Origin of the sequence: Rudaeicoccus suwonensis (genome assembly GCF_007829035.1) — a bacterium.
Classification (GTDB): Bacteria; Actinomycetota; Actinomycetes; order Actinomycetales; family Dermatophilaceae; genus Rudaeicoccus; species Rudaeicoccus suwonensis.
Map to the genome: position 1 here is coordinate 67694 of NZ_VIVQ01000005.1, position 21573 is coordinate 89266.

General features: G+C 59.4%; 14 protein-coding genes and 6 pseudogenes. 14 read left to right on the forward strand and 6 right to left on the reverse strand.

Going from position 1 to position 21573, the window contains the following annotated elements; translation table 11 throughout:
* Positions 1-197: 197 nt before the first annotated feature.
* From BKA23_RS16820 to BKA23_RS18040, 4 genes and pseudogenes are all read left to right on the forward strand, one after another.
* The gene (locus tag BKA23_RS16820; protein ID WP_145230668.1) at positions 198-974 is read left to right on the forward strand and encodes a class I SAM-dependent methyltransferase; all 777 of its coding nucleotides are present in this window, start codon (positions 198-200) and stop codon (positions 972-974) included.
* 155 nt (positions 975-1129) lie between these two features.
* Positions 1130-2191, forward strand: a complete 1062-nt coding sequence (locus tag BKA23_RS16825) for a glycosyltransferase family 4 protein (protein ID WP_145230670.1) — start codon at positions 1130-1132, stop codon at positions 2189-2191.
* Positions 2192-2502: 311 nt separating this feature from the next.
* Positions 2503-3111, forward strand: coding sequence for a D-sedoheptulose-7-phosphate isomerase (locus BKA23_RS16830; protein ID WP_246104714.1), 609 nt, complete (start codon positions 2503-2505; stop codon positions 3109-3111).
* Between the two features lie 135 nt (positions 3112-3246).
* Positions 3247-3723 (forward strand): annotated as a pseudogene (locus BKA23_RS18040) (ISL3 family transposase); the annotation flags it as partial.
* Here the strand turns inward: BKA23_RS18040 and BKA23_RS16835 are convergent.
* On the reverse strand, positions 3707-4969 hold the full coding sequence (locus BKA23_RS16835; protein WP_145230675.1) for an MFS transporter: 1263 nt from the start codon (positions 4967-4969) through the stop codon (positions 3707-3709). The pseudogene BKA23_RS18040 and the gene BKA23_RS16835 sit on opposite strands and share 17 nt — an antisense overlap.
* 228 nt (positions 4970-5197) lie before the next feature.
* Between BKA23_RS16835 and BKA23_RS16840 the strand changes: the two genes are divergently transcribed.
* Positions 5198-6775 carry a condensation domain-containing protein gene (locus tag BKA23_RS16840; RefSeq protein ID WP_170226665.1) on the forward strand — a complete coding sequence of 526 codons (1578 nt, stop codon included), beginning with the start codon at positions 5198-5200 and terminating at the stop codon, positions 6773-6775.
* Positions 6776-7465: 690 nt separating this feature from the next.
* Here the strand turns inward: BKA23_RS16840 and BKA23_RS16845 are convergent.
* Positions 7466-7596: pseudogene (locus BKA23_RS16845) on the reverse strand (IS256 family transposase); the annotation flags it as partial.
* Positions 7597-7655: 59 nt separating this feature from the next.
* Positions 7656-8519, reverse strand: a complete 864-nt coding sequence (locus BKA23_RS16850; protein WP_145230679.1) for a sugar phosphate isomerase/epimerase family protein — start codon at positions 8517-8519, stop codon at positions 7656-7658.
* A gap of 604 nt (positions 8520-9123) precedes the next feature.
* Here BKA23_RS16850 and BKA23_RS16855 point away from each other — a divergent pair.
* From BKA23_RS16855 to BKA23_RS16880, 5 genes and pseudogenes are all read left to right on the forward strand, one after another.
* Positions 9124-9418 (forward strand): annotated as a pseudogene (locus tag BKA23_RS16855) (transposase); the annotation flags it as partial.
* Between the two features lie 241 nt (positions 9419-9659).
* Positions 9660-10886 carry an IS110 family RNA-guided transposase gene (locus tag BKA23_RS16860; protein ID WP_145225232.1) on the forward strand — a complete coding sequence of 409 codons (1227 nt, stop codon included), beginning with the start codon at positions 9660-9662 and terminating at the stop codon, positions 10884-10886.
* Positions 10817-11323: pseudogene (locus BKA23_RS18275) on the forward strand (transposase). The gene BKA23_RS16860 and the pseudogene BKA23_RS18275 overlap by 70 nt, the downstream one beginning before the upstream one ends.
* A 379-nt stretch (positions 11324-11702) precedes the next feature.
* Positions 11703-12509 carry a TylF/MycF/NovP-related O-methyltransferase gene (locus tag BKA23_RS16875; protein WP_145230685.1) on the forward strand — a complete coding sequence of 269 codons (807 nt, stop codon included), beginning with the start codon at positions 11703-11705 and terminating at the stop codon, positions 12507-12509.
* A gap of 183 nt (positions 12510-12692) precedes the next feature.
* Positions 12693-13745 carry a phosphotransferase gene (locus BKA23_RS16880; RefSeq protein ID WP_211841780.1) on the forward strand — a complete coding sequence of 351 codons (1053 nt, stop codon included), beginning with the start codon at positions 12693-12695 and terminating at the stop codon, positions 13743-13745.
* Positions 13746-13818: 73 nt separating this feature from the next.
* Here the strand turns inward: BKA23_RS16880 and BKA23_RS16885 are convergent.
* From BKA23_RS16885 to BKA23_RS16895, 3 genes and pseudogenes are all read right to left on the reverse strand, one after another.
* Positions 13819-14681, reverse strand: a pseudogene (locus BKA23_RS16885) (transposase).
* 170 nt (positions 14682-14851) lie between these two features.
* Complete coding sequence (locus BKA23_RS16890; RefSeq protein WP_170226667.1) at positions 14852-16246, reverse strand: glycosyltransferase family 9 protein; 1395 nt, start codon at positions 16244-16246, stop codon at positions 14852-14854.
* 29 nt (positions 16247-16275) lie between these two features.
* Positions 16276-17040, reverse strand: coding sequence for a phosphotransferase (locus BKA23_RS16895; protein ID WP_170226678.1), 765 nt, complete (start codon positions 17038-17040; stop codon positions 16276-16278).
* A 188-nt stretch (positions 17041-17228) separates the two neighbouring features.
* Between BKA23_RS16895 and BKA23_RS16900 the strand changes: the two are divergent.
* From BKA23_RS16900 to rfaE1, 4 genes and pseudogenes are all read left to right on the forward strand, one after another.
* Positions 17229-17620 (forward strand): annotated as a pseudogene (locus BKA23_RS16900) (transposase); the annotation flags it as partial.
* Between the two features lie 516 nt (positions 17621-18136).
* Positions 18137-19315, forward strand: a complete 1179-nt coding sequence (locus BKA23_RS16905) for an FAD-dependent oxidoreductase (protein WP_145230691.1) — start codon at positions 18137-18139, stop codon at positions 19313-19315.
* Positions 19297-20058, forward strand: coding sequence for an aldo/keto reductase (locus tag BKA23_RS16910; RefSeq protein ID WP_170226680.1), 762 nt, complete (start codon positions 19297-19299; stop codon positions 20056-20058). Before BKA23_RS16905 ends, BKA23_RS16910 begins: the two co-directional genes overlap by 19 nt.
* The gene (gene rfaE1, locus BKA23_RS16915; protein WP_145230695.1) at positions 20058-21518 is read left to right on the forward strand and encodes a D-glycero-beta-D-manno-heptose-7-phosphate kinase; all 1461 of its coding nucleotides are present in this window, start codon (positions 20058-20060) and stop codon (positions 21516-21518) included. Before BKA23_RS16910 ends, rfaE1 begins: the two co-directional genes overlap by 1 nt.
* Positions 21519-21573 lie beyond the last annotated feature (55 nt).

The window sequence follows — 21573 nt, forward strand, 5'->3', positions numbered from 1 at the left end:
TGCGTGCATGATGGGCTCGACCCCCGGTATCGTCGCTACACGCACGGCAGGGAAGGAGCCGGACCCGACAGAATGTCGACGACATGAGGTACGGCACGAAGGTGAGCAACTATCCGAAACAAGCTATCCCATGATGTGCAATCGTGAGTCCTTTATCGACAGACCTCACCCGCAGCAGTTGAGAACGAAAGGCATTCGTGACACCTACCAATTCATCTTCGCGAAGAGCGGGTCGCAAAAGATCCATCGCCTACCGTATTCGGCGCTATCTACGTGCCAAGCTGCGACGGCGCGTCGGCGCACCCGACCTATATGACCTCTTGGGCGCCTCCGGACGACGTCTCGCCGAACCCGAAGACTTCGTCCGACGTCTCGCCAATGCGGCCATTCCCGAAGAGGTCATTTCAGAGTTTGCCGACCTGAAGAAAGAGTTCGAGGATCGACGCAAATCCACATCCGTCCCCTACGAGCTCTTTCACGACATTGAGTCAGCTTCCATGCTGCTGTGCTACGCACTTACTCGCACTCTGAAGCCAGAGATAATTGTGGAAACGGGCGTCGGAAACGGCGCCTCGACGTTCTTCTTCCTGCGGGCGCTGGCGAAGAATAACCGCGGCACACTGCACAGTTTCGACATTAGCGACGATGTCGGAGTTTACCTATCAGGGGAGAACCAGAGGTCGTGGGTCCTCCACGTACTCGATGCACGATCGCCCCTCGAAGACCTGAAGCGTGAAATCAAGACACTGCCCCCGATCGATGTTTTCATTCACGATAGTCATCACAGATATAAATACATGACCGCAGAACTAAAAATCGCAGAGACCCATCTCAGCAGTCGTGGAGTAATTCTTTGCGACGACGCCGAGAGCACATTCGCGTTCGAAGAGTTCTGTCGTGTACGTAATATGGATCCGATATACGTCTTTGATCGGACCAAATTCTTCGGCGGGACCTCGCTCGCACAAGCATGAATACTGCACTCAAATGCAAATTTGACGATGAGTTGAGAAAAAGCTTTTCCCGCGCAGCACACTTTCCGAAAAACGTCAGCAGCCTTGATATACCTTGAGTTTTCTCCGTTCTCTTCGAACGTAGACGACTTTCACGACCAGGAGGACCCATTCCGATGAATGCCAGCAACAAGCTTAAGTCATTACGAATTGCCCAGATCGCTCCGCCTTGGCTTCGTGTACCACCCGACGGATACGGAGGGGTTGAGCGCATGGTGGGCAATCTCAGCGAAGGACTGGTGAACCGCGGCCACGATGTGACGCTCTTCGCGCCGACTGGCTCTCGAACCAAGGGCCGCCTGATCAGTCCCCTAGAACAGACGCCGGTGCACAAGGGTCCCGGTGCTGCCGACGCCGACATGATCCACATGGTCACACCCTATTTGATGGCTGACGAATTCGATGTCATCCACGACCACACCACTTCTCGCATCGGCCCAGCGCTGGGAGCCATGCTGGGTGGGCGTCCGCCGGTGGTGCACACCCTTCACATGCCCTGGACTGATGTCAGGAGGAGGTTCTTCAGCCGCGTCGACAACCGCATCCACCTCGTCGCGAGCAGCCCTTCCCAAGCCGCATTGAACCCAGAAATCTCCTACACGGCGACGATATACGCGGGAATCGATCTCGAAATGCACCCACTCGGTAATCAAAAGGAGGACTATCTAGCGTTCGTCGGCAGGTGTTGCTCAGAAAAGGGAACTGACATCGCTCTCGACATCTCGCGGGCCGTCGACAAGCCTTTGGTGATGATCTTGAAGCACGACGATTCCTCAGAACGCGAGTTTTTCGACGAAGTTGTACGGCCCAAGATGCGCAACTGTGACCAAGTGTTCGAGCAACCGCCGCATGCCGAGAAAATCCAGTTGATGCAGGCGGCTTCCGCAACGCTGTTCCCTATTCGTTGGGATGAGCCTTTCGGGCAAGTGATGGCCGAATCGTTGGCCTGCGGGACCCCGGTGATTGCAATGCGCAGAGGCGCGGCGAAAGACCTGATCGTTGATGGTGAAACCGGATTTCTCTGCGATTCCGTTGAGGGTATGATCGATGCCGTCGGGAGGGTAGGTGACCTTGCGCCGCAGGTTTGCCGGCAACGAGTGGTCGACCATTTCTCGGCCGAGGCGATGATCGACGGGTACGAGAACCTCTATCGTTCGCTACTTGAGCAGTCTGCCTAAATACGGTGTAAGTTTCCCCTCCCCGAGTCGATATAACTGTGTTTGCGAGGATCGGGCGATCTAGATGTGCGGTTCTGAATCTGCCCCCAATTTTGTTCTCCGGCCGGGCGGAAATCTGGTCGACCTGTGCCTGTAACCGGAGCTCCAGAATTCGACTTCCGCTGAAGATGGCAGCAATATGGTCTCTATCGTCCTATCGGCTGCGAGTGTCTGACACTTACTGACAATGCCCTCCACGATTTTTCAGCGGTCGCTCCGCGCAGAACAAGAGCGAGGTGCGATGCAACGAGACGAGCATGATAGGGAATGCGATGCATAACGCAACCACAGAACAATGCAGTTCGGCTATAAGTAATCGTCGTCAAAAATCACTCTCCGAATGGGCGCTACTATCGGTTGCCCTCGCCGAGCCCAAACTCGTGGCGCAGGTGGACGCTGCAGGCATGGAACTGCTCGGCTGCCTAGCGGGTGGCGGCACCCTACTCGTCGCCGGGAACGGCGGGTCGGCAGCGATCGCTAGCCACGTCGCCGCTGAGTTGGTCGGGAAGTGCATTTTCGACCGCTCTCCCCTCCCTGCGATCAACCTCGGGGAGTCACTGAGCGCAGTCACTGCGGTCGCCAATGACTACGGATACGAAGAAATTTTCGCACGTGGTGTTAGGGCGCACGGACGCACGGGGGACGTCCTGCTGGCAATGAGTACCAGCGGCTCTAGCCGGAACATCCTACGCGCACTCGACGTCGCTCACGCGCGCAATCTGCTGACAATCGCCTTGACAGGTGAACGCGGCCGCGACCTGGCGGAGCGCGCCGACCACCTGCTGGTCGCCCCCTCGCAAGAGACGCCACGCATCCAGGAAGTCCACATGTTATGGGCACACATGTGGTGCGAAGCCGTCGACTCGGTATGTGCATCCTGATGACCAGTTTTTCTCACAACGCACACTGATAACAGGCTCTACACAGTTGCCGGTGTAGTCGGGGCGGCTGCGGGATAGGGATCGAGGTCTCCCGAAGATAGCAACTCTCACACTGACCATCTGGAAGACCTCGACATGCCTGACGCTACCTGCCCGGTTGCCCTAACCACGTTCGCCCGCCTGGATGGGCTTGGTGTGGTCGTGACCGGTCAACGGCTGGACCCGGACCGGGCGGTGCTGGCGTGCCGGGTTGTGCATCCGGATGAGTGGTGTCGCCCCCCCCTGCGGGTCCGCAGGGTTCCCCCGCGGCACACATTACGCGCCGGTTGGCGTATGAATCGTTGGAGTGGCGCCCACGATGTTGTTGGTCACGGTGCCCCGCTACCGGTGCACCGGGTGCGGCATGTGTGGCGTCAAGACACCACCGCGGCGGTGGAGCCGAAAGCGAAGCCGTCTCGGGGTGGCCTGCCGGTGGGTCCTGGAAGGGATCTTGGTCCAGCACGTGAGCGTAGCCAGGGTCACCGAGGGACTGGGGTGGCGTGGAACACCGCTCACGACGCGATCCCGGCCGAAGGGCGGCGCGGTCGCGCGCAGGTCATCTTGCCTGATCCCCGAGTTCGGATATCAGAGGTATGTGGCGAATATGCTTGTTTGCAGTAAGTAGCACTGGACCAATCGCCAAAATTAGGACGAGGACAAGCATTGTTCGTCCGGCGCCGAGATACTCTAAACCGGTACCGCCTAGAAATGCTGCAAATGGCATGAGGATCATTACCATGAAACCGCCAGCATTCTGCACGCGCCCCTGAAATGCATCAGGAGTAACCAGCATCGTGTAGGAGTTCAGGCCAGCATTCAGTGCAGGCACCATGAATAATGCAATGAAGACCAAGAAAATCTGCGCATACAGCGACTCCCGCAGCAAGGCCATGATCGAGTAAGTCGTCAGCAGTACCCATCCCAAGAAAATCGAGATCTTTCCTGTCGGAATGCGTTTGATGACCCTCGGAGCGACAGCGGCCCCGAGAAATACTCCCGCACCCGCGGACGCGCTGATGAAACCGATCTCTGCGGCAGTTTCGCCCCGGATTTTCAGATTCAGAATGATTGTGAGGTCGATCGCTGTGATCCCGAAGTTCAGTATGGCGGAGACAATGAAGATATCACGCATCGCGGGCCTCGACCAGACGAAGCGTAGCCCCGCCGCGATACTAGCAACTATAGAGGTCGGTTTCGCGTCCTCCGTTTGCTCCGCCTTGCCTAAGGGGTACCGGATGGTGCAAACCCCAATCAAGGAGGCAACGAACGAAAGTGCGTTGAAAAAGAACGGAAACATAATGTTCAGACCGAACAACAGGCCCCCGAGCGGACCACCGATCAAGCTCGCAGCGGCCTGACGTCCTTCATTTACTGCCATCGCCGTCGGCAACTGCTCAGGGGTTACTACTTTGCGGACCGATGCACCTTCGGCCGGGCTGAAGAACGTCTCCGCTACGTTCGACAGGAATGCGGCCACGATGAGATATGTCAGGGTCAGATCATGTAGAAGTCCCGCGACTCCGATCGCTGCCCAAATAGCCGCGCGGACGGCGCTGCTGATGAGCATGACACGTCTGCGGTGCCACCGATCGACGAGGGCCCCCGCGGGCAGAATGAAAAGTACCGTCCCGAGAGTGGCAGCACCTCCGACCACCCCAGCTTGAGCTGCGGAGCCAGTCAGTGCGACCGTCACCAGCGGTAGGACGAACACTGACATTGACGATCCGAGCTGGCTTATGCTCTCGCCAACGGTCAACCGGACGAAGTCGCCGTTGCCCCGCAGGCGACGGCCCTCATTGTGCGCAGTGGTTGCTGTCACGCCCCGAGTGAATCACAGACGAGCCGGAAGGACCGACCACCGGCCCAGGCGCGGGGCCAACCCCGTACGGGACCCGCGACGCGGCGTTGCGGTCTCCGTTCGCGAGACGACTCGGACGTAGGAAAGGCGTCGACCTCGTTCGCTTGTGTACCAGCAACATGCCGAGTCCCTGTGCTAACGTTTCCCTTAATTTGTGATTCCGCACTCTAATTGTGAAAGCTAAAAATGTTGCCCGATGCGGATAATCTTAACCAAGACTCCACCTCTTCATCGGCGAGCTCGGTACTTCTGGCCGCGCTCACTCTGCTCCTCGACGGCACCGACGTTTCAGCGATAGACAATTTCTATGAGATCGGGGGCGATTCGCTCGTCGCAGTCGAACTCTTGGGTCGATTGCAGAGCGAAGGGTGGCACGTCGCTGTTAGAGATGTATTTGATGCCCCATCCCTAGCCGACACGATCGCCAAGATGCGACGGATAGAACAGATAGATTTTGCAGAAAATAAAATCCCCGCATTCTCGCGCTTCCCCCTATCCCCTCCACAGCGTGACGCTTTCGAGTCAGTTACTTTCAATCCGGACAGATTCAATCTGGCGGCTATCGTCCACGTCCCAGAAGAAGCCAACCCCGAGCTAATCGAGAATGCGATCAGCGCGGTGCTCGAAACACATGAGATGCTGCGAGTCCGATTCGACAAGGACGAGACGGGCGTGAATCAACAGGTGGTTCCGACAGCGGCTCTAATGGACGCCGTGGCAGTCGAAGCTGTGGGCCACGATGACCGAGACGGAATTCACAAGGTCGCAGACCGTGCCCATTCGCGAATAGCGCTCGACCAGGGTCATGTTTGTTCCTTCACTACACTCACGAACGATGCTGGCGCATGGGGCGTCATGGTGATCGCTAACCATATGGTGACCGATGCCATCGGATGGAAGGTGCTGATGGAGGACTTGACTTCGACCATCGATGCTGCAGCACGGGGAGAAAATTTTTCGCCGGTTAAGACTTCATCGTTTAGGAGTTGGGTCGAGTACCTGCACGGGTTGGCACTGAGCGCGGACGCACGGCGCGCAGTGGATGGTCTAATTGACGTACTTTCCATCGACCCGCAGCACGAACAAAACCCTCTTCGTCAACATCTCGACTCAGTCCGCCGTGCCGACACCACCAGGGTCCAGCGCCTCTATGAGGTCGCGCAGGCGGAGTCATTTCAGAAGTTGTGTGCACAACACGGGGCTGACGTGCTTGCGCTGTCGTGCCTTCACTACGCGCTGCGCGGGCTGGCAGTCGGAGGTTCCGTCCCAGTCAGCATGTTCACCAGCGGGCGTCACCTGGGCCCGTCGTCGTTGGAGTTCTCCAGAACGGTTGGTTGGTTCGCAGACAAGTACCCCGTCATCCTTGACCTGGGCAGTTCGTCGTCACCTGAGGGTCTCCTTCAGGAGTCCGCGGCCGCCGTCTCGGCGGCCCTTGGACTTCAACTCACCTATGGAGCGGTGCGTTACCTGCATCCCGATGCGGAGCTCCGAGATTTCGTAGCGCAGGTCACGTCAGCGAAGGTGGCACTTAACTATCGGGGGACGGTCGCGACGAGCGAGACCATCCCGTATACGGATCACGATTTGGGGGATATGCATGACGAACTGGAGTTCTTCGGTTACAACATCTCCCTTGCGTGCGACCTCGAACCGACCGGTTTCGCGGTAAGTTGGCGATTCCCTTCGCAACTGGAGAGACTGGTCGTGCCGGCCGTAGATAGCTTCGGCATCGGGTTGGCTGCCATTGTCGCGGCGGCCTCGGACTGAAGCGGAAAACGCGGCGCAGCAGGTAGCGCGTGCAGAAGCCTTTTGTGGCGGGCTCGTGCACCGTGGTCGCCAAATACCCTCACCGTGATGAGACAGCATCGACGGCCGCATCCGGCTTCGTGAGTCGCGTCATGGGAGGTGTCGTTTGAGCACACGAAGTGCTTCCATGCCGCCATCGCCGTTGTTCTTGCGTCGCTGGAGTAGTTCTCGGGCTCCGGGGTGGCAACGGGCCTGAGCCAGCGCGATGCGGTGTAGCGCCGTGTTCAGCTGACATACGCCGACGGTCCTCGATCGCCCACAGCAACGGGCTCTTGGCCTGCTGGTTCGCGGCCCCAAGCCAGCAAACTCAGGTGTTGGTCGGTAATCGTGCCCACCGTCTTGGTACCTACTTGCCTCATCGGCCAACACGGCAGTGTGCGTCCGCTTGTGTGCGTCGATCCGATCACCATCATGGTCTGTGTCCTTCAGCAACGGATTGGCACAGGCCGGCTGGTCGGCACATCGCAATCAGGGGCGATGCCACGGTCCTCTCAAGCCAGATCGGTCGGCCTGCAAGGGTCGACGAAGCCGCACTACGGACAATGGCCACCAACGGCAAAACGGTGGAGCGAACCCCGTCGACCTTCATCAAAACGTGACACTGGGCTTTTCGGTGTTTCTGGTTCTGTGGATTAGTATTTCGGCGGTGGGCTAGAGGCCTTCGGAAGTGGTCGCGAACACGTTGACTGCTGGTTTCCATCGCGTGGTCCATCGTGCCTGCCCGCGGCCGGTGGGGTCCAGGGACCTGGTACCAGGTAGAGACATTTCAGCGCGGCGTGCTCGCCCGCGGAAGCCGCACGATCGGCACGGCGCACCAGGCAGCCATTAATGTCGCGATCTTCTAGGCGAGCGATCGCCGTGCCGTCTGATAGGCCCTAGTAAGCGCCACCGATACCTCTGCGTGGCGGTGCTCGTGTGAGAGAATCTCCACGCCCCAGGGGCCGCGCCAGCCGGTCGTGCGGATCGCGTCGATGAACGACTTAAGGTCGAAGTCACCGTCACCGCAATAGCGGCGGTCGTTGATTGTGTCCGAGTAGAGATCACCGAGCGGTTGGGCGGCGGCATCGTTGAGTTCGACGCCGCTGATCAGACTCAGCGGGAGTTCTAACAATTCTAGGGTAGAGCTTCGTGATCGCTCCATATGCCACACGTCGATGACAAGGCCAGCATTGGGATGACAAGCCGCCTTGACGAGGTGCACGCCACTACGCAAGTTGTGGATATTCGACCAAGGGAGGAATTCGAGTCCTACACGTGCCTGAACGTCCCCCGCTAGGTCCGCGAACGCAGCGAGTCGTGCAGCCCAGAGTTCTGAGTCCCAAGCGCGGTTCTGATGGTCGGGGTTGAGCTTGATGTGACGTGCGCCGATCGCACCCGCAGCGTCCAATATGCTGCGTGCTTCGTAGTTATTCCTTGGTTCGTCCATCCACCAGGCGTCGATGCCTTCGACTTCCACATCAACGATGCCATGGCCATCGAGCAGTGACCGCACATGCGAGACGCCGTGGCGTCGGATTGAGTCCATTAGGTCGACCGCATGTATCCCGAAGCCTTGGAACCCAGCCGAAGCCACAAACTCGATGCGGTGCTGCAATTCGACTTGACTCCGGATGTCCGCGTGGTCCGGGGCGGCACTTCCAGCGCTCGTCCAACACGTCGCCAGGAGTCTTTCGGTCGACCGACTAGGTGCGGTTGCATTGGTCATACCGTCCTCATCATATCGTCCGCGGATCTAATATCAACATGTGGCCCCACCTCCAAGAACGCTCGATAGGCTCAGGGTGTTCGCTGTACAGGGCATCCTCCCGCCATCTTGCACGCTGCATGTACTTAGGCCGACCCGAAGCCATAGCTGCCTCAGTCGTGAATCGCGCCGCACTAGTTGCAAACCCGATGCCGTACTAGTCAACAGCCGCGGTTTCCGAGTACGGTGCCCGGCCAGTTGCGGTCTCGGCTTTGACCCACCTGCCCCGGGATGTGCTGGCGCCGCAGAACGCGGCTATTCAGGTTGTCGGCTCCATCGACGGGCACGGTGTGTTCCGGCACCCCCGCTGGCTACCGAACCCGCCGCGTTTCACCGCAGTTTCCGACGGTCCTGTCAGTCGATCCGATCCGGCCGCCTGCGCAGGTGCTTCGGCTGGCGAGGGACTATCGCAGTTTAGGTGTTCCCCTGGTCCGTGACACGCCCACTGCTGTGGACGCGATCGGAGTAGGCACGCATGACACTGCAGGACATGAACCAGGAACAGTCCGGCCCGGACGAGGACCACTCGCGGCGTAAGGCGCCGCGGAACCGGCGGCCGAAGAAGTACTCGGAGATCTTCGTGGACGCGATCGTGGTCAAGGTCCGCGATGGTCAGGTCGCGAACCGGCCGTCTTACGCAGCGGTCGGTGTCAGCGTCGACGGCGTAAAGACGTGCTTGGGTTGTGGGCCGGCACCCCGGGCCAGGGTCAGAGAGCGAAGTACTGGCTCACAGTCCTGACCGACCTACGCAACCGGGGCATCACCGACACGACGTTCGTGGTCTGTGACGACTTGAAGGGCTGCCTGATGTCGTCGAATTGGTGTGGCCGGACGCGATCGTGCAAACCTCATCTATGCACCATGGGTGTGGCGGGATAGTCCCGCTGGTTGTCTGCGCCGTCGCGGGTAGGACCGATTCAAACGAGTTGCCCTCGAGGTCCACACGCAGACCCGTCCGCCCGTGGCGGGGCAGGCTCGACATGATTGGCCAGCGGGAGCAGCGCCTACCCGTTCCGGGTTGAGCGCCGAGATGAGGTTCCGAACAGTCGAGCCCGCCGCGCATACGGCATCAGGCGACCCGAAGTTCCCGGAAGGAGCAGCATGGTCACCACCGAAGCAGAACATCCGCACGCGATGTTCGCCGGCATCGATTGGGGCGGCACCCACCACCAGATCTGCGTCGTCGACCACACGGGCACGATCCAGGTCCAACGAAGAATCGAACACACGGTAACCGGGTTCACCGAAATCGACCGGCTTCTGGACGCTTTCGCATCTCGAGGAGTCCTACGGGTATCCATCGAACGGGCCGAGGGAATCCTGGTCGAGCACCTCCTTGACCGTGGTGAGAGCGTGTTTTGCATCTCGCCGAAGATCTCCGCTCGGGCCCGGGAACGATACCGGGTTGCCAACACCAAATCCGACGCCTTCGACGCGTTCGTCCTGGCCGACACCCTGCGCCATGAACACGTGCACTGGCGGCCCCTGAGCCGGCCATCCGCGCTGACCGCTCAGATCGCAGCGTTGTCCCGGGACCGAGAACGAGTCATCGTGATGCAACGCGCCGTGGAGTCACGGCTCCGCGCCGCGTTGGAGGCCTACCACCCCGCGCCGTTGCACCTGTTCTCTTCCCTGGACCGCGACATCACCCTGGCGTTCATCCGCGACTACCCCACCCCCGCGGCAGCCGCCCGGGTCACCGAAGACCGGATGCGACGATTCTGCGCCCGACACGGCTACACCGGCCGCGTCGAGCCAGCAGCCCTGTGCGACCGGTTACGTCCGCACCTACTCACCGCAACTGACGGCACGATCACGGGAAAGCACACGGCAGCCTTGATGCTGGTCGATCAACTCGAACTGCTCAACACCAACATCCGCACGTACAACGCGATGTTGACCCCGCTGGTCAGCGCACACCCTGACGGGCCAGTCTTCACCAGCTTCCCCGGCATCGCCACCGTGATCGCCGCGACCATGATCGGGGAAATGGGCGACGACAGAGCCCGATTCCCCACCGCCGCAACCCTGCTGGCCGAAGCAGGCCTGGCCCCGGTCACCCGCGCATCCGGACGCACCCGCCAAGTCCGCTTCCGGTACGCCGCGAACAAACGACTACGGCATAGCATCGACTGGTGGATGACCGTCGCCGCCCGCGAAGACCCCTGGTCAGGCGACGTCTATGAACACGCCCGCAACGCAGGCCAGGGCCGCTACCGCGCCTACCGCGGCCTGGGCGCACGCTGGACCCGGATCCTGTGGCGCGCTTGGACCGACCACGAACCGTTCGACCCCACCCGCGTCCACCACCAAGCACCCGCGGCATAACCCCACCAGCACCACCAACCGGCAAGACAACCCCAGCCTCGCCGGCGCCCCCACCTGCCCACTACCCACCACCGCCACACCCACCCAGGTTGACAGCGGGAGTCTGTGTCATCCACTTAATGCGCAACAGTTTCTGCCTCACCTCACCCAAGTATTCGGGCCAGATCGCCAAGCAACTGCGCTCGGTGTACACCGCACCCAGCGCCGATGCCGCGCGAGGGCAGTTCGAGCAGGTCAGCAACCAGTGAGGCCAGCAGTACCCGGCGTTGATCCGATTGTGGGAAACGCGTGGAAGGAAATTCACCCCATTCCTGGCCTATGATGTCGAGATCCGGCAAATCTTGTTCTCCACGAACGCGATCGAGTCACTGAACGCCCGCTACCGGCGCGCGGTCCGCGCACATGGTCAACTTCCGCGGGCGAGCACGCCGCGCTGAAATGTCTCTACCTGGTACCAGGTCCCTGGACCCCACCGGCCGCGGGCAGGCACGATGGACCACGCGATGGAAACCAGCAGTCAACGTGTTCGCGACCACTTCCGAAGGCCTCTAGCCCACCGCCGAAATACTAATCCAGTGAACCAGAAACACCGATATTCGTACACTCCCGTACGCCCAATTCCGCCTATTTTGGGCCGATCCGCAGTGCCTGACGATCCGCCGCCGACCAGGCGCCTTATACCGAGCCAGCTGCACGGCCGTCGCCCCAGAACCAGGTCAGATCTAGCGCCCTCGCTGCCGCTTACCAACGGCGCATGAAATTTCGGAGTAAACTGCTATATGCTTACGCTGAGTCGCGCTAAGGAAGGAAGTCCAAATGGACCGCCACTTTTCCGTTCGAAGGTTTGTGAGAAGTTTTGGCTACGACATTGTCCGAAGTCGCAGCCGGCATCCTCAAATCGATATTGACGGTATTCCGCCGGACATCTCTATTGATGATCGAGAGACATGGGAGATGGTTCGGGAATATACAATGACCTCTCCGGAACGTGTTTCTTCATTATGTGCTGCGGTTCGATACGTGATCAATAATAATATTTCGGGTGCAATCGTTGAGTGTGGTGTTTGGAAGGGAGGTAGTATGATGGCAGCCGCTCGGACACTTATGAATCATTCGATACTCGATCGTGACCTTTTCTTGTTCGATACGTTTACGCAGATGCCCCCACCGAACAAGAATGACATCGATTTTATGGGGCGCTCGGCTGACACTCTCATGGCTGGCGCAAAGTCGAATTCCTGGCTTTGGGCGAGGAACAGTTTCCAAGCGACGCGATCAAATTTGCTCAGCGTTGGATACCCGGAACAGCGAATACATCTTGTCCAAGGCCTAGTAGAAGAAACAATCCCACATCAGGCTCCTTCAGATATCGCCATACTGCGTCTTGACACCGATTGGTATTCATCTACGAAACACGAGCTGGAGCATCTTTTTCCTCGTGTGGCCCCGTATGGTGTCATTATCATAGATGACTACGGTCACTGGCTAGGAGCTAAACGGGCTGTCGACGAGTACTTCGAAAACCATCGAATTCAGCCACTTCTTCACCGAATCGACTACACCGGGCGAATAGCCATCAAATTACCTAATTCTAAAGACTCAGCACAATTTCTACCGAGCTAGGCACAGATCCTCACGCCGTGTCCGCTCTTGTATATTTTAGTGCGGTTATGGGGTTTCGTTACCTTGCGCGTTACGGCCGTCCTCGCAGGGCAGTAACGATGCTAGCTTGCGTCTCTAGCTCCTCGGTCGGATGGACGTACTCGACGCGATTGAAAAACTTTGAATTATTAGGGAATATCGGAGATGCTTTCGCAATTACTTTCATGGCTCGCAGCCAGCGGTCGTGAATATAATTTGCGCAGATACATAGCCTTCGAGCAACTGCCATCTCAGTCATTTTGCAAGTCGATGGGTAGAATTGAGCGTTTACTCATGAGACATTTTCTCATTGAAGACGTCCTAGCGGACATCAAAAGTGTTACAGGCCAAGATGTAGAGCTAATTGGCCCCCTAGTAGGTGGCTTCAATAGCGGTGCGATTCACGTTGGGTTAGGCCCCGATGCGCGCGACGCTGTTCTCAAAGTTGAACAGCGTACTACGGTCGACCAGCCCGCGGGGGTCCTGCGTGCAAGCAGAATTGTGCATCACATGCGCGAAATGGGCTATCCTACTCCCGCCTGGCTAGGCGTGGGTTTCTCTGAAGACTACGTCTGGCACCTTACCGAATTCGTGGACGCCGCGCCCGCGTTAGTGCTGAATGATGACCTCATCGAGCAGTTGTTAAGAATTATAGAGTTGCAATCTTGCAACGGTTCCGAGAATTATGATCATTGGAGATATTCTTGGAATTTGGCGACTGAAGCTCACCCAATTTCACGGTTGGATTTGAGCGAGACAGCCGAGCAATGTGAGCTGCGCAAATCGGTAGCTACACTTCCCCGTCATTCAACGGCAGTAGCAGCCCTTGTAGCTCGAGTTCGATCTATGTGCACCGGTACCACTCCTCCGCAATGTGCGCCGGACATGGTCCATGCAGATCTCAATCCAAGTAACGTACTGGTCAAGGATGGTAGCGTTGTGGCGGTTGTTGACATTGCAAATGCAGGACGAGGAACTCGAGCTACTGATCTTGTCACTCTTCAATGGCATTTGTTTGATCATCGATTTGATATTAAGCGCCAACAGCTGTGGGTACGAGTTCTGGACATCGTTGGATGGCAACAAACGGCTGTTCTTCTGGCAACGCAAATCCTCTTGCAGATAGAGTGGCGAGTCCGCACGGGCCGTGACGCTATGCTTCCTGCAGTCCTCGAGCGCGGACATCGGGCAGTCGACGAGCTCTATGATTTTCGTTAGTTCAAAATTATTTGGGTCGTTTATATTATCTGCTGAGAGTGTCCGATAAACGGTGGGTGAGAATCTGGCGTTTCTAGTTGCTCGAGGGGCTGATGCGCCCATCGAAGGTGATCGCGAACGCGTTGAGCGCTCCTTTCCATCGGATGACCCATCGTGCCCTGCCCCGGCCGGTGGGGTCCAGAGACCGGGTCACCAAGTAGAGACATTTCAGCGCGGCGTGTTCGTTGGGGAAGTGCCCGCGGGCACGGACCGCTCGCCGGTACCTGGCATTCAGAGACTCGATCGCATTCGTCGTGCAGCTGATCTTGCGTATCTCGACGGCGTCATCCAGGAACGGCACTACGTCGTTCTACGCGTTGCGCCACAACCGGATCGCGGCCGGGCAGGTGTCACCCCACCGGTCCGCGAACTCACCCAACCTGGCCGCGGCCTGCTCGGCGTTGACCGCGGTGTACACCGGTCTGATTTTTTTCCTTGGAGACCTTTGCGCCGTAGACCTCGGCAAAATGCGCGGCGATTTCGCCGGTCGTCAGCCCGCGCGCGTTCAGCGACAGCACGAGCTGGTCGACGCCGTCGAGGCGGCGTTGTCGTTTCCGGACGATCTTCGGTTCGAAGCTGCCATCGCGATCGCGCGGGACGTCGATCGTGACCGGCCCGACGTGTGTCATCACGGTCTTGGGTCGAGTGCCATTGCGCTCATTCGCACCAGTCGTCACGGATTTGCCGTCACGGTCGGAGTGCTCATAAGCCAGGTGCTCGGTCAACTCGCCGTCCAGTGCCGTTTCCAAGCACCCGTGTGGTCAACCCGGTCAGCAGCCCGTCCGGGCCGACCAGATCCACGCCCTCGGCCCGGGCCTGGGCGACCAGTCGCTGCGCGACCTGCTGCTCATCGTCCTGCTCATCGATTCGTCCCACGGGATCGATCGTGTCGGTCATCATGCCTGCCTCCCGCCAAGCCACTGCCCGGCGTGTCAGGCCAGACCCCACCCACCGTTATCCGAACACTCCCCTAGGAGGGTGTTGCGATGAACTCTCCAGCCTAAGCGGCATCACGGGTCAGTATTCAGACGGCATCGACATTCAGAACGACCGGTGCAGCAGAGCCGTCAACCAGCTGGGCATCTGCCCTCAGCGGTTGTGTGTAAGCGGATTGCGCGATCGGCCTCGAAGAAAGCTTGCTCAGGCGAAATGGCTACCATCTCCGCGCAATTTTGACGAAGTAGGTGCGGATTCTTTCCTAAACACCGGTAAACACCGCACATCTCGCGACACGCGCTATGCGTACCCAGGAGTGAAGTCAACGAAGCATAGCGATGTTGGTGGATGGGGTTGCGGCTCCGGAACAGACCGACCGTCGGGCGGCCCAGGGTGCCCGCGATATGCAGCGGTCCGGAGTCCGTCGTGATGACAATTGGGGCCACGTCAATGAGGGCGACAAGTTCGCTTAGCGAAAGTCGTCCGGTTGTGTTCGTCAGGTAATTGCTGGTTGCGAGGTCGGATTTATCGGCGGCGATCCACAGCGACTTCCAGCCGTGCCTGCCGTGGATGCGTTTCGCCAGTGCGTCGGAGTACTCATCTGGCCACCGTCGCGCTGGCGATCGGGCGGAGGTATGAAGAATCACGAAGCGTCCGTCGGCTACACCCCACTCCTCCAAGAGTGCATCGACGCTGAGCGCCGCAATGGAGTCGACCCATAGCTCTGGCCGGCCTGGGGTTGTGACGTCCAGACCTAAGTCGCGCAGCATCTCGGGGCTGAGCGTCGGGTCGGCGAAACGCATCTCCAGTGAGCCGCTCGGGATCGGGTGCGTGAGACAGGGCCGTAGCGCCCGCTCGACGCGGTACATAGGCGCGCGCCCGATGCGCACAGGAACTTCCGCGCGAGCTGTTAGATACATCGCCGTATCGTTTTGCGCCGCGACGGCTACGTCGTAGTTCTCAGACGCGAGGTCTTCAATCAGTGTCTTAGCTGACTTGCGCGCCCTCCTCGCCAGGAAGACCGCAGAACCCGAAGTTAACGACGGCAGCGAGATGGTTCTAGACGAGTGCACCTTCGGCATGTCGAGGCAGCGACGGACGTAGGGGAAACACGAGAACAGTTCAGGTCGATTGGTGAGCACGTCGATCTGCGCTCCAGGCCATGCTTCGTGGACTGCCGCGAGGGATCGGGTTGCCATGACGCAGTCGCCCAAGTTCCCGTCGATCACGACGAGGGCTTTGCCGGGGCTCAGTAAAGTTAGAGAGGTCGCAGGTTCTCGACCTGCGGTACGTTGCAGCGCGTAGCGCGTCGCAATGCTCGCCACCTTGAGATTGAAGAGTAGATGATGGCCAGCGGCCAGAGTGCCAAGGACCGCTGTCGGAAGTCGTCTCACTGGATGAGGAGATTCCCTGAGCGTCCGAACCGAACGCGCGACGCGGTCGCTGATGATCGTGTCAAAGTCGGCCCTCGCGCGCGATCGCCTGCTCATCACCCGACCGGCATTCGCGCCCACATGTGCACTCATGCCCCTCGTACGGCCACGCAACGTCATGCTCACCCACCCACCTGACTGAGCCATGCGGTAATCCGTTGGCTGATGTTCTGCGTTGCAGCTCTCCAGTCCTTTGCGTGGCCCTTCTTCTCGACGGCGATGTAACCGGGATGCCCTTCCCGGGCAAGCCGCTCAATCATCTCGGCGTTGATGCGGGTCCTCGTCGGGACAAGACTTAATACGTCAGCCAGCCGGACCGAATTGAGGCCCGCCCCTTCACCAAACGATCTGATGCGCCCCACCATCTCGGCATCCGTTAAGTGGAGTGCCGGTTCCACAACGAACGTGTAGAGCGCGTAGGCCGCCTCCCAATCAAAACGCCCAGGTCCCGCGAAGTCCCAGTCGATGACTGACAGTTGTTCTCCGCTCGCAATTACGTTCCACGGAGCCAGGTCATTGTGGATGATTCTCGTCGCTGCATGGGGATCGCGCGAGCCGTCCCACCATTCAGCATCGTCCGGCGGCTCAAAACTTTCCATTGATGCCGCCAGGATGGACACCAGATTGCCGGCTCGGAATAGGATTTCCGCCGAGTCGAGGGCTCCAGGAATAAAAGCAAGACAATCGCCTTCGATATACGTGAGGACCTCTCGTCCTTTGTCGTCGATTCCGAGGACTCTAGGTGCACCTTGAAATTGGCGATTTTCGAGATGCCGCAAAAGCGCGTGGACGGCTGGCGTCCACTTGCCTACGGGCCGGCGCACTGTTTGCCCGACTCGGACCACACCAGCCGAGATGTTGCCACCGGCAAGCGGAACTTCCTCCATTGTTGCAATGGTGTCAGTGTCGGCTCCCCCTTGCAATCGCAGCAGGTGGCTAAGTGGGGCCGCTCGTGCCCGACTCCAGAGTTGAGTCCCGCATACTGGTGCAGCGCGGTCGCCGTGATCGTCATGGTGGTGGGGCGGAGTCATAGCGTCGTAGCAACAGCGCTGGTCAGCAGCGGCCGGTCTGGGTTGATCAGCCCGAGGCAGCCAGCGTGCACGCTCAGTTCGACCGGCTCATGGACGACGTGGCCGAGAAGTTGCCAGACATGCACGCCCGCCTCGATGCTGATCGCGCCGACATCCTGGCGTTCACCCATTTCCTAAAGACGTGTGGACCTCAGATTTGGTCGAACAACCCGACCGAATGGCTCAACCGTGAGATCCGCTGTCGCACCGACTCGGTCGGCATCTTCCCATCCAGTGCAGCGGTCGCGCGCCTCGACGGAGCCGTGTTGGCCGAGCAACCGACGAATGGGCCGAAGGCCGCCACCACCTCAGACTCGACGTCCTGACCGATGCCGCGTCAACCTCCTCACGACCACCGAAAGCCGAGATCGGAACAGATAAACTACCCGAACTGACCGCCTGCAACCTCGCCAAGGAGAGTGCAGCCGGCTACACCACCGACAAGGACTTGACCAGCCCACCCACAGTCTCGAATGCAGGACTGCGGCTGCCTGTTTATCGCTCCGGCGCACCAGCGATTTCGGCTCATGCGCCGAGCCAACGTATGTATTGGCCGGACGTTGAGCTCGCTGGCTCGACCAACGAGGCGGCACAGGAGCTCCGCCGGACGCTCAATGATCACGTCTACTCCGGATTTCGAGCGGGGGGGCCTCGTTCGAGTTCGGCGGAGATTGCCGGATCCACTGCAGACGCTGCCGATCGACCACCTGCTGATAGGGTGATGGTACCGGCATTCGGAGAACCGACTGGGAGGCGCGTTCATGTTTCTCGGTAACCAGTCTGCATGCCTTGAATCTGCAAACATGATTTACGGGGCCAATTATCCGACAATCGCCCGCCCGGCGAGATCGGCAAGTCGGCCCTCGTGGCGTCCTGGGTGTAGCAGCGCGAATAAAAATAGCGTGCCTCCGACGTGAGCCGTCCACGCGAGATTGACGTCCTCATAATCGGCGGAGGGGTTGCCGGACTTTGGATTCTAAACGTGCTGTGCGATGCCGGTTACTGGGCTGTGCTGATTGAAAAGAGCGCCCTGGGGCAAGGCCAGACCATGTGGTCACAGGGAATCGTTCACAGTGGCGCAAAGTATGGCCTAACGACTCAACATGAAACGGCTTTGACTCGATCATTACAAGCGATGCCATCACGGTGGCGCGCATCGATCCAAGGAGAAGCGCCCCCGGATCTGCGCACAGTTTCGCTCCGATCCCGCTCTCTCCTCGCATGGGTCCCTCGCACCGAATCGCTCCGACCAGCAGGGAACGCCACCCCGATACCACTGACCGCGGGTCGTGCGCTTCCCTCGGCAGTATGGCCCAAATTGCTGCAGACTGACGCCTCTGAGGTCAGAGAGCTTGACGAGTTGGTGCTGGACATGAGCTCGCTCGTCTCGTCTCTCTACCGGCCATACCGCGCCCACGTCGTACGAGCATCGCAAGTCCAGATACGACTCGACGACGGAGTGGTTGCTGTCGATGACGAGATATTCCGTCCCAAAGGGATCGTCCTTGCCGCGGGCGCCGGAAACGGGGAACTGTTACAGGCTGCTGGTGTGCGGGCCACCAAGATGCAGACCCGGCCACTATCGATGCTGATGCTTCGCGGACCGTTGCCCGAGATTTACGGTCACTGCGTTCTGGATGGAGATCCTCATCTCACCGTCACCACGGTGCGCCTAGAGTCCGGAAGCGTAGTTTGGCAGGTCGGTGGCCGACTTGCGGAGACAACGCTGCAGGCCGATGATCCGGTCGCATTTCGCTTGTTAGCGATCGCTGCGATCCGGTGTGCCTTTCCGAGCTTGGATCTCCGTGGCGTCGAGGTCTCTACCTATCACGCAATCCGTGCAGAACCGGTGACTATCGACGGGCGTCGACCGGCCGGCGCCCATGTGGAAGTCGCTGCCGACCAGCCGCTCGTCATGGCCGTCTGGCCGACCAAGTTCGCGTTGACTCCTCTGCTGGCAGATGAAGTTCTCACCTACATGCGATCCGCCGTGCCTGGATCCAGCCATCCCGCGTTATCCGCCCATCCGGTGCCGAAGGTGGCGGTCGCCGAACCGCCGTGGAAGGAGGCGAAGTGGTTCCGCGTCGACTAGGCAACACCGGTATCCAGGTGTCCCCCATCGGCCTCGGTACAGTCAAGCTCGGCCGCAAGACTGGAGTGAAGTACCCCGCACGTTACGAGCTCCCGACCGACGATGAGGTGCAAGCCTTGCTCAGTCACGCTCTCGGATTGGGTGTGACCTTGTTCGATACCGCGCCTGCATATGGATCGAGCGAGCGTCGGATCGCCGCGTTTGTGAAGGACCATCGCGACGAACTGGTGCTGTCGACCAAGTGCGGTGAGGTGTTCGAGGGAACCACTTCGAGCTGGGACTTCAGTCGCGCCGCCCTTGAAAGGCAGATCGCTAAGAGTCTGTCGCGCATGCAGACAGATCACGTAGATGTCCTCCTGCTGCACGCCGGCGGTGTTGATGAGGACTCCCTGCTTCGGGACACGGACGCAATTCCGACTCTGTTGGATGCCCGGGAGCGAGGCCAGGCGAGATCAATCGGGATCTCGGCCAAGACGAGGGCCGGAGTCCTAGGGGTGATCGAAAGTCTCGACGTCGTCATGGCTCCACTCAATGTCTCGGATCAGTCACTTGTGCCCGCACTCAAGACGGCCCATACCGCCGGTCTAGCGGTTCTCGCCATCAAAGTCTTGCGTCAGGGCCATACCAGTGACCCATCTGCTGATCTACGCTGGGTGACGAGTCAGCCGTTCGTCGACTCAGTCATCGTCGGTACATTGAGCGCAAGCCATCTGTCCGATGCCGTTCGATTGGTCAGCTGCTGATGGCACGGCTCGCAGAGGTTCTTGACATCCTCGGCAACCCTCGGGTCCTCGTCATGGGCGATCTCATAGTCGACGAGTACCTGTGGGGTGTTGTCGATCGGGTGTCCCCTGAGGCACCTGTCCCCGTGCTCCGTGTGGAGCGCGCCGAGAACCGTCCCGGGGGAGCTGCAAACGTCGCGATGAACCTGGAAGCGCTCGGCGCCACCACGCTCTGCGCAGGCGTCGTTGGAGACGATACTGCGGGCCAGAATCTGACTGACACTCTTCGAGACCATGGCATCGACACCAGCGCGGTCGTCATCGACAACACGAAAAAGACCACCGTCAAGACACGCTGCATCGGCGGCTCGCAGCAGATGCTGCGAATTGACAATGAAAACACGCGGCCGATGCAGAACTATTGTGAACAGTTCCTTTTCGAATCGGTCATGCAGCACATCGAGACCGTCGATCTACTCATCGTCAGTGACTATCAAAAGGGTACCCTCACTCAGCGTTTGCTCAGCGCCGTCAATTCGTTGTGCCGCGAGCGGGGAGTGCCGGTGCTGATCGGCCCGAAGGGAAAGGACTACTCGAAGTACCGCGGCTGCACCGCTGTCATGCCGAACCTCCGCGAGCTTGCGCTTGCAACCTCCATGCCAGTCACCACCGACGCCGAAGTCTGCGCTGCAGGTCAGGCAATCCTGGGCCTCGTCGATTGCGACTTCGTGGTTGTGACTCGAGGTGAACTCGGGATGACTCTGATCCAGCCAAATCTTGCTCCTGTACAGATCCGAGGTCACCTTAGAGAGGTATTCGACGTGACAGGCGCTGGGGACACTGCCCTGGCGACACTCGGAGTGACGTTCGCGACCACCGGTGTACCGCTCGTCGACGCTGTCAGTCTCGCGAACGTCGCCGGAGGCTTGTCCGTCACGAGTGTCGGTGCCGCGACTGTCAGCCCTGAACGACTTCGCTACAACATCGACGGATCCTCCGAAAAGTCTCCGAAAATCGTGGGCTTGGACGAACTTGTCTTGCGTATGAGGCATCACAGCGAAATGCACGAATCAGTGGTCTTGACGAACGGGTGCTTCGACATGTTCCACGTCGGTCACCTCGAAACGATCCGATATGCGAAGTCACAGGGAGACGTGTTGGTGGTAGCCATCAACAGCGACTCGAGTACTACACGGCTCAAAGGCCCGCGGCGCCCCATCGTCAAGCAAGAAGAACGATCTGATGTCATAGCGGCACTCGAGCACGTGGACTACGTCGTGGTGTTCGACGATGACACGCCGACACGACTATTGAACGCTCTCAGGCCGGACGTACTGGTCAAGGGCGGAGACTATGAGGTCGACGACGTCGTAGGCGTAGAGGTCATGGCGAAGTGGGGAGGCCGTGTGGCCATCGCGCCGACGAGAGTGGGAGCGTCAACGACCCAACTGGTCGCCCGTATTGTCGACGACCAGACTTGAGGTGGTGTGAGTGGTCGGCCGGTCCAAACGATCGGATCGGCAAACCCGAAGACTC

Excerpts from the sequence above, each read along its gene's own strand:
- BKA23_RS16890 (WP_170226667.1), bottom strand. The coding sequence starts at position 16,246 with ATGAGTGCACATGTGGGCGCGAATGCCGGTCGGGTGATGAGCAGGCGA.
- BKA23_RS16875 (WP_145230685.1), top strand. The coding sequence starts at position 11,703 with ATGGACCGCCACTTTTCCGTTCGAAGGTTTGTGAGAAGTTTTGGCTAC.
- BKA23_RS16825 (WP_145230670.1), top strand. The coding sequence starts at position 1,130 with ATGAATGCCAGCAACAAGCTTAAGTCATTACGAATTGCCCAGATCGCT.
- BKA23_RS16860 (WP_145225232.1), top strand. The coding sequence starts at position 9,660 with ATGGTCACCACCGAAGCAGAACATCCGCACGCGATGTTCGCCGGCATC.
- BKA23_RS16850 (WP_145230679.1), bottom strand. The coding sequence starts at position 8,519 with ATGACCAATGCAACCGCACCTAGTCGGTCGACCGAAAGACTCCTGGCG.
- BKA23_RS16895 (WP_170226678.1), bottom strand. The coding sequence starts at position 17,040 with ATGGAGGAAGTTCCGCTTGCCGGTGGCAACATCTCGGCTGGTGTGGTC.
- BKA23_RS16830 (WP_246104714.1), top strand. The coding sequence starts at position 2,503 with ATGCATAACGCAACCACAGAACAATGCAGTTCGGCTATAAGTAATCGT.
- BKA23_RS16880 (WP_211841780.1), top strand. The coding sequence starts at position 12,693 with ATGCTTTCGCAATTACTTTCATGGCTCGCAGCCAGCGGTCGTGAATAT.
- rfaE1 (WP_145230695.1), top strand. The coding sequence starts at position 20,058 with ATGGCACGGCTCGCAGAGGTTCTTGACATCCTCGGCAACCCTCGGGTC.